Source organism: Arthrobacter senegalensis (genome assembly GCF_059091765.1).
This window is the reverse complement of sequence record NZ_JBNHGZ010000004.1, coordinates 312,486-325,792: the sequence shown is the minus strand read 5'-3', so window position 1 is coordinate 325,792 and position 13,307 is coordinate 312,486. Positions and strand designations below refer to the sequence as shown.

The window sequence follows — 13,307 nt, the reverse complement described above, 5'->3', positions numbered from 1 at the left end:
ACGGGCAACTGCGCCCACGGACACAATCCCGAACACTTGGAGGCACCGCCATGGCTGAAACCGCAGCCCGCGAAGCAGAACTGCTCGCCAAAGTACCCACCGGCCTGCTGATCAACGGCGAATGGCGCGACGCATCCGACGGCGGGACCTTTGACGTCCATGACCCCGCCACCGGCAAGGTGCTGGCCACCCTGGCCTCGGCCACCAGCGAGGACGCGCTCGCCGCCCTCGACGCCGCCGACAGCGCGCAGGCCGCCTGGGCCCGCACGGCTCCGCGCCAGCGCGCCGAGATCCTGCGCCGCGCCTTCGAGCTGGTGACCGAGCGCTCGGAGGATTTCGCCCTCCTGATGACCATGGAGATGGGCAAGCCGCTGGCCGAATCCCGCGGCGAAGTGGCCTACGGTGCCGAATTCCTGCGCTGGTTCTCGGAGGAGGCCGTCCGCGACTACGGCCGCTACCTGACCACGCCGGAGGGCAAGAACAAGATCCTGGTCCAGCGCAAGCCGGTCGGCCCCTGCCTGTTGATCACCCCGTGGAACTTCCCGCTCGCCATGGCCACCCGCAAGGTCGGTCCCGCGGTAGCGGCCGGCTGCACCATGGTGCTCAAGCCTGCCAAGCTCACCCCGCTGACCAGCCAGCTCTTCGCCCAGACCATGATCGAGGCCGGCCTCCCGGCAGGCGTGCTGAACGTGGTCTCCTCCAAGAGCGCTTCCGGCATCTCCGGGCCGCTGATGCAGGACTCCCGCCTGCGCAAGGTTTCCTTCACCGGCTCCACGCCGGTGGGCAAGCAGCTGCTCAAGGATGCGGCGGACAACGTCCTGCGGACCTCGATGGAGCTCGGCGGGAACGCCCCGTTCATCGTCTTCGAAGACGCCGACCTGGATAAGGCCGTCGAAGGTGCCATGGCGGCCAAGATGCGCAACATGGGCGAGGCCTGCACGGCCGCCAACCGCTTCCTGGTCCAGGCCTCCGTGGCCGAGGAATTCACCACCAAGTTTGCGAACGCCATGAAGACCCTCAAGCCGGGCCGCGGCACCGAAGCGGACACCACGGTGGGCCCGCTGATCGACGGCGGCGCCCGCGACGACGTGCATGCCCTGGTGACCGCGGCAGTGGAAGCCGGAGCGTCCGTCAGCACCGGCGGCGGGCCCGTGGAAGGCGACGGCTACTTCTACCAGCCGACCGTGCTGTCCAACGTTCCGAACGACGCCGATATCCTGCAGAGCGAGATCTTCGGCCCGGTTGCCCCGGTGACCACGTTCGAAACCGAAGAGCAGGCCATCGCCCTGGCCAATGCCACCGAGTACGGCCTTGCCTCCTACATCTACTCGCGCGATGTGAACCGCATGTTCCGCGTCTCCGAGCAGATCGAGTTCGGCCTGGTCGGCTACAACGCCGGCGTGATCTCCAACGCCGCCGCCCCGTTCGGCGGAGTGAAGCAGTCCGGCATGGGCCGCGAAGGCGGCGCGGAGGGCCTGGACGAGTACACCACGGTCCAGTACATCGGCATCGCGGATCCCTACGCCCGGTAGTTCCGATCCGTCGGCCGGCCGTCCCCCAGGGGCGGCCGGCGGCGGAACAGCGACGCCGGCCACAACAGCCCGGCCAGGCGGCGCCGCCATCCGGCCCGCTCCAGGAGCCTGTCCCTGACGGTTTCCACATCGGACCACCGTGCGGCGCCGGCGCCGCCCGGTGGCGGCGCCTCCGGAGCCGCATACGCGGCCCGCTCATAGCCAGCCCGCAGCCGCGCCAGGGCAACGGAAGACTTCCCGGTGACCACGCCGGCGTCGTCGAGGCGTTGCTGGAAGGCCCGCGGTGTTTCCGTTGCCGCGGCCGGCCAGCCGAGGTCTTCCGCGGTATCCACGGCTTCCGCCCAGGTGACCAGGGCGGCACCCCCGCCGCCCCCGGCCATCGCTGCCCGGCGCCAGCCGGTCCGGCGCCGGCGCAGCACCAGCGGCAACAGGAGGACGGCCAGCACCAGGGCCGCGGCCGCCGCCGACCACAGCCGTTGCGAGAGCATGTCTTCCTCCGCCAGGCCGGAGGAGCCGGAGGCAGTGGAATCCCGGGGAGTGTCGGTGGCGGCCGGCGGCGGCCCCGCGGGCCTGAGCGGGTCGTCGTTGGGAAGCACCGGGCCGCCGGCGGGTCCGGTCTGGGCGTAGGCCGGCAACACTCCCCGCGACGGCGTGGGCTCGAAGGCGACCCAGCCGATTCCATTGAAAAAGAGTTCCGGCCAGGAATGCGCGTCCCGGGAATCGATCTCGAACTCCTCCAGCTCCCTGCCGGTATCGTCTTCAAGGACCGCACCGGTGGGACGCCCGGGCGCATAGCCGACCGCCATCCGGCTGGGAATGCCCGCTATCCGGGCCATGATCGCCATCGTGGCGGCGTAGTGGATGCAGTAGCCGGACTTTTCCTCCAGGAATGAGGCCACGACCTCGAAACCGCTCTGGTCGTAGCCGCCGTCGACCGGAGCCTGTTCCGAGTACACGAATCCGGACGTCCGCAGATACGTCTGGATGGCCATGGCCTGTTCGTACGGATTCTCCAAACCCGCCAGCACGGTCGCCGTGGTGTCTGCAATGATGTCCGGCATGTCCTCCGGTAGCTCGGAGAAGACAGGATCGACGACGGGGTTGTTCGACGGTTCCGATGCCCGCAGCGCTTCCCTGGTCAGCGCCGGCCTGACGCTGCGCACCTCGTACTCCTGGTTGGCGGTGGTGGTGCCGGACTCGCCGCGGATGTTGAGGGTGCGGGGATCCCAGCTCCACGTGCCGCGGACGCCCGTGACCCGCGCCGGAGCGTAGGGGGCCAGCAGCCAGGGGCTGGTGAAGGATGCCGTACTGATCCTCGTGGTGGTCACCTCGCCGTCTGCCAGCAGGTTCCGCACGCTGGGCACCTCGAGTTCATCGATGCCGGTGCGGCGGTGGCCGTCGAAGTCGCTCGGGCTCCAGCGCGCGCCGGTCAGGTTTTCCAGCGTGACCGAGCGCAGATAAAGCGGTTCCCCGGCATCCGTGGCGTAGGTCATCCTCCCGAAGGCCCCGGGCCGCCGGAGGTTGTCGCCCAGGCTCACCACCGGGTTGAGGCCCGTCGGCGCGCCCCAATTGAGCCTCGAGCCCTCCGGGAACAATCCGGACGTGAAGCCCGGGATGGCCAGCGGGAGCACCAGCGAAACCGCGAGACCGGCCGCCGCTATGCTCACGGCGCGGCGGATCTGCTCAACGGAGGCCAGTCGACCCCTGCCGCTGCCGCCGGCGGCAAGCCACTGCGCGCAGCCCAGCACCAGCAGGTAACCCGCCGCGGCGGCCAGGAAACCCGCCGCTCCGATACTGTTCGGCTTGATGATGGCTGGAACGATGGCCAGGCCAAGCAGGCCCAGGCCGCTGATGGCCGGCATCTGCAGCGGAACGGCCAGCGTATCCACGAGCAGGGCGATCAGCCCCACACCAACGCAGGCCGCCAGCGCGATGCCGTCGTTGACCAGCACCGGAGCGACCTGCGACACAACGGTGTCCCGGGCTTCCTCCAACATGGGATCAAGGGCAGCGAACGTGCCGGGCCCGGGGATCACGCCCAGGAGACCGGTCGGCGCCAGGAACATCGCCGTGACCGACATGACCAGGCCTGCCAGTCCCAGCAGCGCCCCGGCCAGCGGCGACCAGTCCAGCCGGCGGGCCAGCCCCGTGCCCGCCTCGGTGCAACAGACAGTCACGGCGGCTTGGAACAGCCAACTCCAGCCCTCCAGGACCCCGTGCAGGCTGGCGGCCGTGAGCAGGACGGCGAGTGCGACGGCGGCGCTCATTAACCATGGCGCGACGCCGGGGGAGGGCGGCCGCCCGCCGCTCCGGCCGGGTGCGTCCGGGCCGCGGAGTTCCGCCTGCTTGTCGACCGTGAGGGTCACGTGACCGCTCCTGTTCCCACCGGATCGATCCGGCCGACCAGGTCGAAGTGCGCCCAGGCCGCCGGCAGCGAGGCCTTGGGGCTGACCGCCACGGTCCGCCAGCCGCCCGCACGCAGCACGTCCATCGTCGCCCGGGCCTGTTGCGGCCGGTCGGTGATGATCAGGGCGAAGGCGTGGGAGCCGAATTCGGCGGCCGGGGCCAGCAGGCGCGCTTCGCCGGCGCTGATCTGGCCCAGGACCGCGACCAACGGCCCCTTGTACTTATGTGCCGCAAGTTTGTCCATCAGCCGGTCCCCGAACGCCGGTTCTCCCGGATGCCGGTCGGACTTCCGGTGGTCTTCGGCCAGCCCCAGCGCGGCCAGCCCCTCGGCGAGGTCCTGGTAGCCCGCGGGCCCGTCGAATTGCTCTTGGCCGGGCGACGGGGCCGAGGGGGACTCCAGGACTGCCGCCCGGGCATGGACGTCCAGGAACCGGACGGTGTAGTTGCGCTGCAGGAAGTCGTTGGCGGCCGAGGCCACGGCAGTCACGGCCCACTCGAAGGAGGGCGAGGTGTGCAGCAGGTCCCCGTGCGGGTCGGTGCCATCGCCGAAGGAGGGCAGCAGTCCCGTGCCGTAGGCCGCGGCCCGGCGGTCCAGCACGATGGTCGCCTGCGGCGTGGTCACCGATTCCTCCTGGCGGACCATGAGCTCGCCGTGACGGGCCGTCGCCGCCCAGTGGACCCGGCGCATCGGATCGCCGTAGCGGTATTCGCGGGTCATCACGTCGTCGTCGCTGGGATTGGCCTGCCGCCGGGTGCTCGCCGTGCCGTCCGAACCCCGGGCGCCGGTCAGCGAGGTGGCCGGCAGTTCCACGGGGGACGGGGTCACCACCAACGCGCTGGTTTCGCCCAGCTGATGCCGGTGGTTGGCCAGCCCAAACGGGTCGGAAAAATCCGCCGTCACCGGCCCGATGGCGAACATCCCGCGCTTGCTGGATCGGAGCTTGTACTCATACACGCTCGCCCCGGAGCGGGACGGGTGCCGCGCCGGGAAGCGGAAGGACGGGGCCTTGCCGAAGCGCAGCGGCAGCTGCTCTTCCATGTACACCAGCCCCGTCAGGCCCCCGTTGCGGCGCACCGACAACCGGACCTGGACCACGAGGCCGGTTTCGACGGCCGCGGGCCGAAACTTCCGCTCCACCGTGAATTGCGGCTTGAGGAGCACCATCGCCGCCGCGGCCAGCAGCGGCAGGCCAATCAGGAACACTGCCAGGGTCAGCAGGTCCCGGCGGCCCAGGATCTGCGCCAGCAGCAGCGCCAGCACGCCGGCCGCCAGCACGCCCCACCCGCGCAGGGTGACATACCTGGTGGGGAGCCAGCCGAACGCGTCCATGGCCGTCAGGAAGAGGCGCGGCGGGATTCGCCGCCCACGGGAACCTTGGCCAGCACGGACGCCACCACGCTGGAGGCGTCTTCGCCGGCCGTCATCGCCTTGCGGTCAAGGATCAAACGATGCGCCAGCACGGCCTCGGCAACGGAGGCCACATCGTCGGGCAGGACGAAGTCGCGGCCGTCCAGGGCCGCCGTCGCCTTCGCCGCGCGCAGCAGCTGGAGCATGGCCCGCGGGCTGGCTCCCAGCCGCAGGTGCGGGTGTTCGCGGGTGCCCCGCCCGATGTTGACCGTGTATTCCTTCACCGCCGGCGAAACGTAGACATCACGGACCATGGCCATCATGCTGCGTACCTCGCCCACCGTGACGACCGGGCGGACGCCCTCCAGCGGCGAGACGGACTGGTGGGTCTCCAGCATTTCCATCTCGGCGCGGGGATCCGGGTAGCCCATCGAGATCCGGGCCATGAAACGGTCGCGCTGGGCCTCCGGCAGCGGGTAGGTGCCCTCCATCTCGATCGGATTCTGGGTGGCGATCACCATGAAAGGCGTATCCAGCGGATAGGTGTTCCCGTCCACCGTGACCTGGTGTTCCTCCATGCACTCGAGCAACGCCGACTGGGTCTTGGCCGAGGCACGGTTGATCTCGTCGCCGATGACGATGTTCGCGAACACCGGTCCGGGGCGGAATTCGAACCGGTGCATGTCCTGGTTGTAGATCGAAACACCGGTGACGTCGGAGGGCAACAGGTCCGGCGTGAATTGGATCCGGTGCACGCTGCAGTCGATGGTCTTGGCCAGCGTCTTCGCCAGCATGGTCTTGCCGACGCCGGGCACATCCTCCAGCAGCAGGTGCCCCTGGGCCAACAGCACCGTCAGCGCCAGCCGTGCCGCCTCCGACTTGCCGTCGATGACGGTCTCGATCACGGCCCTGATCCGGCCGCAGGCGTCGTGGAACTCGGTCAGCGCGAGGCCCTCACCCGGCCCCGAACCCGTTGGATCGGAGTGGACGGTCCCGGCCTCTGCCATGTGCTGCTGCGTGTCCATGAAGTACCTTCCGGTGTGCCTTCCCCGAGGGCCGGTTGATCCAACCCTACTTGCTGGCTGTGTGATGCGGTAGACACGCGGACCCCGCCTGGCGGGCCCGCCTCCCTTCACGGCGGAACCGGACCCGGCGCTTCAGTAGGCTGGAAACATGTCCCATCCTGTAGCCGCCGTTGCCGGCGAAACTCCTCCCGCCTACACCGCTGACAGCACCGCAGCCCGGACGACGGCGGTGCGGAGCCCCACCGAGGGGGACGGCCGGCGTCGTAATCTCAGCTATCCGCCGGCACCCGAGCCGCTGCCCGTGCCGGTGATGGACAACCACACGCACCTGGACTTCCGCGACGGACCGGTGGCGGTCACGGTCCGGCAGGCGATGGACGCCGCCGAGGCGGTCGGCGTTGCCGGTGCCGTCCAGGTGGGCTGCGACCTGGAATCCGCCCGCTTCACGCTGCAGGCCGTCGAGGCCGAGCCGAGGCTGCTGGGAGCGGTGGCCATCCACCCCAACGACGCACCCCCGCTGGCGGACGCGGGGACGCTGGAGGAGGCCCTGGCGGAGATTGAGGCGATAGCCGCGCACCCGAGGATCCGGGCGATCGGGGAGACCGGACTGGACTACTACCGGACCGGCGGCGGAGGCCGGGGCGCCCAGCAGGAATCGTTCCGCCGCCACATCGACATCGCCAAGCGGTTGGGCCTCGCCCTGCAGATCCATGACCGGGACGCGCACGACGACGTGGTCCGCGTCCTGCTCGAGGAGGGAGCCCCCGAAAAAGTTGTCTTCCACTGCTTTTCCGGGGACGCGGCGCTGGCCGGGACCTGCAACGACAACGGCTGGCACATGTCCTTCGCCGGAACCGTCACCTTCAGGAACGCCGACGGCCTGCGTGAGGCCCTGGCGGTTGCGGAACCGGCCCTGGTGCTGGCCGAGACCGACGCGCCCTTCCTGACCCCGCATCCCTACCGGGGCCGGCCGAACGCCAGCTACCTGGTGCCCTACACCATGCGCGCGATGGCCGAGGTCCTCGGGAAGGACCTGGCGGGGTTATGCACGGAGGTGGCGGAAAACACGGAGCGCGTTTACGGCTCCTGGCAGCAGGAATAACACGCGCGTAACTTCCCCCGGCCGGACCGAAAACGAGCATGCAGGGCTGCCCGAACGGGGAAGCGACGCGCAGTGCCCGGTGCCGCCCGCAGCAGGCGCCGCTTGTCGGCATGTCACGTTTCGATTACGGTAGGTAGCTAATGGCCGGGGTCGGGGAAGGCAACCGGACATTGTGACACCTGTGGCGGTAGCCGTTGGACGTTCCGTTCGTACGCCCAAACAGCCGCCGCGGGTGCAGCCTGCACTCGCACCGTGCCGTGAAAACCGGCACGTCCCACGCGCGTGTCTTAATGTCCCCGTGCCCGGAAACTGCAACAGATTCGGGAACCGTGACAAACGCACTGAAGAACCGCTGGGTGAAGATCGCCGGCCAGGTCGTCGTCATGACCGCCTTGGTCCTCGGGCTGGTGGCTTTTGTGGGCAACAACAAGTCGGTCACGCTGACCGTGGACGGGCAGGCCAGCACCGTCACCACGTTCGGTTCCACCGTTGCAGACGTCTTGGCCGAATCCGAGGTGCAGGTCGGCGAGCTCGACGACGTCACCCCTGCGGTGGGCGAAGAGATCGCTGACGGTGCCAGCATCGAAGTGGTCACCGCCAAACCCGTAGACGTGAACGTGGACGGCAAGGCCTCCACCGTGCACACCACCGCCGCCACCGTCGAGGAACTGCTGGACGAACTGGAAGTCAACGAAAAGTCGGCCCTGTCCGCCCCGTTGACTGCCGAGCTGGCCTCGGTGGGCGGCGCGGTGACGATCTCGACGCCGAAGAACGTCACCATCGCTGTCGACGGCAAGACCCGCAAGGAAGTCACCACCGCGACCACCATCGGCGACCTGCTCCAGGAACAGAAGATCAAGCTGGGCAAGGAAGACAAGCTCTCCGTTGCCGAGGCCGAGCCGGTGACCGAAGGCACCAAGGTCAAAGTGACCCGGATCGACCGCGAACGCGTGGAGGAGGCCGAGTCCGTCCCGTTCGAGACGGCCACCACGACCAACTCCGCCATGTACGAAGGCGAAGAGAAGGTCACCCGGGCCGGGGAGCCCGGCGAACGCGTCAAGGTCTACGAGGTCGTCCTCACCGACGGCAAGGAAACCGACCGGAAACTCGTCAGCGATAAGGTCACCCGCGAACCGGTCAGCCAGAAGATCACGGTGGGCACCAAGAAGCGTCCGGCCAAGGTCAACAACGCCAACGTCGGCGGGACCTGGCAGGCGCTCGCCGAATGCGAGTCCGGCGGCAACTGGTCCATCAACACCGGCAACGGCTACTCCGGCGGACTGCAGTTCAGCGCTAGCTCCTGGCTCGGCGCCGGCGGCGGCAAGTACGCGCCCTACGCCTACATGGCCACGCCCTCCGAGCAGATCGCTACCGCCGAAGTGCTGCGCAGCAACGGCGGCTGGGGCCACTGGCCGGCCTGTGCCGCCAAGCTGGGACTGCTGTAAGGCATCCGCCTGCTATCCACCGGGCCCGGGCTTCGCTGCCCGGGCCCGGTGTGCGTTAACCGGGCGGCGCCGCCACGGCCGCTGCCGGCGGCCCGATACGATGGCACAGTGACAGAACCCCAATCCGCCTCCGGTACCGACTCACGGCACGACGCCGGGGGAGCCGCGCCCGCCCCCACCCGGCCCTTGCTCGGAGCGGCCGACGTCCGCCGGCTCGCGGCCGAACTGGACGTGCGTCCCACCAAGACCCTCGGGCAAAACTTCGTGATCGACGGCAACACCATCCGTCGGATCGTGGCTGCCGCCCATGTTGTCCCCGGCGAGACAGTCCTGGAGGTCGGGCCCGGCCTGGGGTCGCTCACGCTCGGGCTGCTGGACGCGGCCGGGCACGTGGTCGCCGTCGAAATCGATCCCAAACTCGCCGTCCGCTTGGAACGCACAGCGGCCGAATGGCGTCCCGATGCCGCCGGGCGCCTGGACGTGGTGCTGGCGGACGCGCTGCGGGTCAGGGAACTGCCCAAGGCCCCGGATGCGCTGGTCGCTAACCTGCCCTATAACGTGGCCGTGCCGGTGGTACTGCACCTGCTGGAGCACTTCCCGTCGCTGCGGCACGGACTGGTCATGGTTCAGGATGAGGTGGCCGACCGGCTCGCGGCCAAGCCCGGCTCCAAGATCTACGGTGTGCCCAGCGTCAAGGCCGCGTGGTACGGCACCATGCGCAAGGCAGGGGTGATCGGCATGAACGTGTTCTGGCCCGCACCCAAGATCGCTTCCGGGCTGGTGGAGTTCACCCGCGGGCAGCCGCCCGTGACCCGCGCCCCGCGCCATGAAGTGTTTGCCGTCATCGACGCGGCGTTCGCGCAACGCCGCAAGACGCTGCGCGCCGCGCTGGCCGGCTGGGCCGGCAGCGCCGCCCGGGCCGAGGAAGCGCTGCGGCTGGCAAATGTGGACCCCGGCGCCCGCGGAGAGGTGCTGGACATTGCCGCCTTCGCCCGCATCGCCGAGTTCAACCATCGGCTTGTCGGCTAGGAAGGTGGCGGCATCGATATGACCAGAACACGTCCCGTCCGCGTCATGGCGCCCGGAAAGATCAACGTCTCCTTCCGCGTCGGCGGCCCGCGACCGGATGGCTACCACTCGGTGGCCAGCGTCTATCTGGCGCTCTCGTTGTATGAGGAGGTCACCGCCACCGCGCGTGAGGACGATGCCATCACGGTCAGCGTGCGCAACGGGCCCGGGCTGGACTTCGATCTGGACGGCATCCCGCTGGACGCTTCCAACCTGGCGGTGCAGGCCGCCGACCTGATCCGCGAAACCTCCGGACACGCCCAGGGCGTGCACCTGGACATCACCAAGCGGGTGCCGATTGCCGGCGGCATGGGCGGCGGCTCCGCCGACGCGGCCGCCGCCCTGGTTGCGTGCAGTGCGCTCTGGAACACAGGCTACTCCCGCGACGAGCTGATCGGCCTGGCCGCCGGGCTCGGCGCAGACGTGCCGTTTGCGCTGCACGGCGGAGTGGCCGTCGGCCTGGGCGTCGGCGACCGGCTGACGCCGGCGCTGGCACGCAGCGAAATGCACTGGGTCCTGGTGCCCGCCTCGTTCGGTTTGTCCACGCCCAAGGTCTACGCCGTGGCCGACGACCTGCGCGCCCGCCGCGGCCACGTCCCGGACGAGCCCGAGCAGGTGGACCCGGCGATCCTGCAGGCAATGCAGTCCGGCGACGTCCACCAGCTGGCCGGCTGCCTGCATAACGACCTGCAGGAGGCCGCCATCGAGCTGGCCCCCGAACTGGCCGATATCCTTGAACTGGGCGAGGCCGAAGGCGCGCTGGCGGGCTTGGTTTCCGGGTCCGGGCCGACGGTAGCCTTCCTGACCGCCGGACGGCGCGAGGCGGCCGAGCTGGGGCAGCGGCTCGCGGATGTCGCCGGCGTGGTTGCCCTGCCGGTCCGCGGACCGGTGCACGGCGCCCGCATCATGGCCTGACCGCCCCGCCCCGCCCCTGGAACGACAGCGGCGCGTCCGCCTCCACCAACGCAACAGAAAGCAGCATCCTTGGTCCACCTGCTCGGCGCAGAAAACGTCAGCGTCTCCTTTGCCACCCGCACCATCCTGGACTCGGTGTCCCTCGGCCTGAACGAAGGGGACCGGATCGGCATGGTGGGGCGCAATGGCGACGGCAAGTCCACCCTGATGCGGCTGCTGGCGCACCGCGCCACGCCCGACGACGGCCGGGTCACCAAGCGCGGCGACGTCAACGTGGGCTACCTGGACCAGCAGGACGTGCTGGACGGAGACCTGCCGGTCGGCGTGGCGATCGTCGGCGAAGCGGCCGAGCACGAGTGGGCCTCCAACCCGCAGATCCGCGAAATCATGAACGGCCTCGTCGGCGACGTCGACTGGCACGCGACGGTGTCGTCCTTGTCCGGCGGGCAGCGCCGCCGGGTCGCCCTCGCCAAGCTGCTGATCGAGCCCCATGACGTGATCATGCTCGACGAGCCGACCAACCACCTCGACGTCGAGGGGGTCGCCTGGCTGGCCCGGCACCTGCAGACGCGGTGGCGCCCCACCGAGGGGGCCTTCCTGGTGGTCACCCACGACCGGTGGTTTCTGGACGAAGTGTGTACCCGGACCTGGGAGGTCCACGACGGCACCGTCGACCCGTTCGACGGCGGGTACGCCGCCTACGTGCTGGCCCGTGCGGAACGCGACCGGACGGCGGCCGTCGTCGAAGGCAAGCGGCAGCAGCTGGTGAAAAAGGAGCTCGCCTGGCTGCGCCGCGGTGCTCCCGCCAGGACCGCGAAGCCGAAGTTCCGGATTGAAGCGGCCAACGAGCTGATCGCCGACGTGCCCGAGCCCCGGGACGCGGTGGCCCTGAACAAGATGGCCACCGCCCGGCTCGGCAAGGACGTGCTGGACTTGGAGCAGGTTTCCTACACCCCGCCGGCCCGGCCCACGGACGGCGACGGCGGGCCCGCCGCGCTGTTCGACAACATCACGCTGCGGCTGGCACCGGGGGAACGGCTCGGCCTGGTCGGCGTCAACGGGGCGGGCAAGACCACCCTGCTGCGGTTGCTGAACGGCGAGATCCAGCCCACGGCCGGCAAGGTCAAGCGCGGCAAGACGGTGCAGACGGCCATGCTCACGCAGGAAGTCCGCGAACTCGACGATGTCATGGACCTCCGAGTGGTGGAGGTGATCCAGCGCGAACGCCAGGTCTTCAACATCGGCGGACGCGAGGTTTCCGCCAGCCAGCTGGTGGAACAGCTCGGCTTTTCCAAGGAGAAGCAGTGGACGCCGGTGCGCGACCTGTCCGGCGGGGAGCGGCGGCGGCTGCAGCTGCTGCGGCTGCTGGTCGGGGAACCGAACGTGCTGATGCTGGACGAGCCCACCAACGACCTGGATACGGACACGCTGGCGGCCGTGGAGGATGTGCTCGACGGCTGGCCGGGCACGCTCGTGGTCGTCTCGCACGACCGCTACCTGTTGGAACGGGTGACCGACCATCAGGTGGCGCTGCTGGGCGACGGCAAGCTCCGCGGGCTGCCCGGGGGAGTGGACCAGTACCTTGAGCTCCGCGAAGCGGCGCTCGCCGGCCGGCCCGCGCCGTCCCCGGCCGGCGCAAGCGCCACCGCCGCACCATCCTCCGGCGCCGTGCACAGCGAAGCGGACAAGCGCCAGGCCAAGAAGGACCTCAACCGGATCGAGCGCCAACTGGGCAAACTGGGCCAGCAGGAGGACAAGCTCAAGGAGCAGATGCACGCGGCAGGCGCCAAGTCCGACGTCGACTTCGCCGGGCTGGCGGAGATGAACCGCAAGCTGCAGGAAATCGCCGAGGAGAAGGAAGGCCTGGAGCTGGAGTGGCTGGAGGTCTCCGAAATCCTGGAGTGATCCCTCGGCTCAGGACGACCTGCCGCTGTTCCCCCAGAGGCCCGCGTCGCGGATGGACCGCTGGATCTTGGCGGTTGCCGAGAGCAGCGCCTCGCGCTCCGCGGCCGAGAGTGGATCGAAGACGTTCTCGCGCACGAAGCTGACATGCCCGGGGGCGGCCTGCCGGATGGCCTCCCAGCCGGCTGCGGTCATCGAGATGTTGAAACCCCGCGCATCCGTGGCACAAGCCACCCGCTCCACCAGCCCGCGGGCTTCCATCCGCTTGAGCAGGTGGGACAGTCGGCTGCGCTCCCAGTCCAGCTGCTGCGCGATGTCCCGGGCCCGCATGACGCCCTCGTCCGCCTCCGACAGGGACGCCAGGACCGAATACTCCACGCCGGACAGGTCGGAGTCGCGCAGCAGCTGGCGGTCCATGGCGGACTCGAAGCCCCACAGCAATTCCCGGAAGGCGCGCCAGATCTCTTGCTCGTGATCGTCCAGCCAGCGGGTGTCGGAGTTCACGACTGTCACTTCCTCGCCTTTGGTTGACAATTCAAGTTTCCGCCCTGCATAATTGACGTG

Annotated in this window: 10 protein-coding genes; 6 read left to right on the top strand and 4 right to left on the bottom strand. The window is 69.5% G+C overall.

Annotated features, from left to right (window positions below; all coding sequences use genetic code 11):
- Positions 1 to 50: 50 nt before the first annotated feature.
- On the top strand, positions 51 to 1,532 hold the full coding sequence (locus AC5RVG_RS14325) for an NAD-dependent succinate-semialdehyde dehydrogenase (RefSeq protein WP_494014348.1): 1,482 nt from the start codon (positions 51 to 53) through the stop codon (positions 1,530 to 1,532).
- On the opposite strand, the gene AC5RVG_RS14320 is transcribed toward AC5RVG_RS14325, so the two are convergent.
- The 3 genes from AC5RVG_RS14320 to AC5RVG_RS14310 are packed head-to-tail and all read right to left on the bottom strand — an operon-like array spanning position 1,520 to position 6,311.
- On the bottom strand, positions 1,520 to 3,898 hold the full coding sequence (locus AC5RVG_RS14320; RefSeq protein WP_494014347.1) for a transglutaminase TgpA family protein: 2,379 nt from the start codon (positions 3,896 to 3,898) through the stop codon (positions 1,520 to 1,522). The genes AC5RVG_RS14325 and AC5RVG_RS14320 overlap by 13 nt on opposite strands.
- A complete protein-coding gene (locus AC5RVG_RS14315) occupies positions 3,895 to 5,268 on the bottom strand; it encodes a DUF58 domain-containing protein (RefSeq protein ID WP_494014346.1) in 1,374 nt (457 codons plus the stop codon). The genes AC5RVG_RS14320 and AC5RVG_RS14315 overlap by 4 nt, the downstream gene beginning before the upstream one ends.
- 5 nt (positions 5,269 to 5,273) lie before the next feature.
- Positions 5,274 to 6,311 carry an AAA family ATPase gene (locus tag AC5RVG_RS14310; RefSeq protein WP_494014345.1) on the bottom strand — a complete coding sequence of 346 codons (1,038 nt, stop codon included), beginning with the start codon at positions 6,309 to 6,311 and terminating at the stop codon, positions 5,274 to 5,276.
- Positions 6,312 to 6,459: 148 nt separating this feature from the next.
- Here AC5RVG_RS14310 and AC5RVG_RS14305 point away from each other — a divergent pair, with 148 nt between their 5' ends.
- From AC5RVG_RS14305 to AC5RVG_RS14285, 5 genes are all read left to right on the top strand, one after another.
- Entirely contained in the window at positions 6,460 to 7,413 is a 954-nt protein-coding gene (locus AC5RVG_RS14305; protein WP_494014344.1) for a TatD family hydrolase, read from the top strand.
- 329 nt (positions 7,414 to 7,742) lie between these two features.
- The gene (locus AC5RVG_RS14300; protein ID WP_494014343.1) at positions 7,743 to 8,858 is read left to right on the top strand and encodes a resuscitation-promoting factor; all 1,116 of its coding nucleotides are present in this window, start codon (positions 7,743 to 7,745) and stop codon (positions 8,856 to 8,858) included.
- A 108-nt stretch (positions 8,859 to 8,966) separates the two neighbouring features.
- Positions 8,967 to 9,887, top strand: coding sequence for a 16S rRNA (adenine(1518)-N(6)/adenine(1519)-N(6))-dimethyltransferase RsmA (gene rsmA / locus AC5RVG_RS14295; RefSeq protein WP_494014342.1), 921 nt, complete (start codon positions 8,967 to 8,969; stop codon positions 9,885 to 9,887).
- A gap of 18 nt (positions 9,888 to 9,905) precedes the next feature.
- A complete protein-coding gene (locus AC5RVG_RS14290) occupies positions 9,906 to 10,841 on the top strand; it encodes a 4-(cytidine 5'-diphospho)-2-C-methyl-D-erythritol kinase (RefSeq protein WP_494001424.1) in 936 nt (311 codons plus the stop codon).
- Between the two features lie 69 nt (positions 10,842 to 10,910).
- Positions 10,911 to 12,746: an ABC-F family ATP-binding cassette domain-containing protein gene (locus AC5RVG_RS14285; protein ID WP_494014341.1), complete on the top strand. Its 1,836-nt coding sequence runs from the start codon at positions 10,911 to 10,913 to the stop codon at positions 12,744 to 12,746.
- Positions 12,747 to 12,755: 9 nt separating this feature from the next.
- Here AC5RVG_RS14285 and AC5RVG_RS14280 read toward each other — a convergent pair whose 3' ends face one another.
- Complete coding sequence (locus AC5RVG_RS14280) at positions 12,756 to 13,256, bottom strand: MarR family winged helix-turn-helix transcriptional regulator (RefSeq protein ID WP_494014340.1); 501 nt, start codon at positions 13,254 to 13,256, stop codon at positions 12,756 to 12,758.
- Between the last annotated feature and the right edge of the window lie 51 nt (positions 13,257 to 13,307).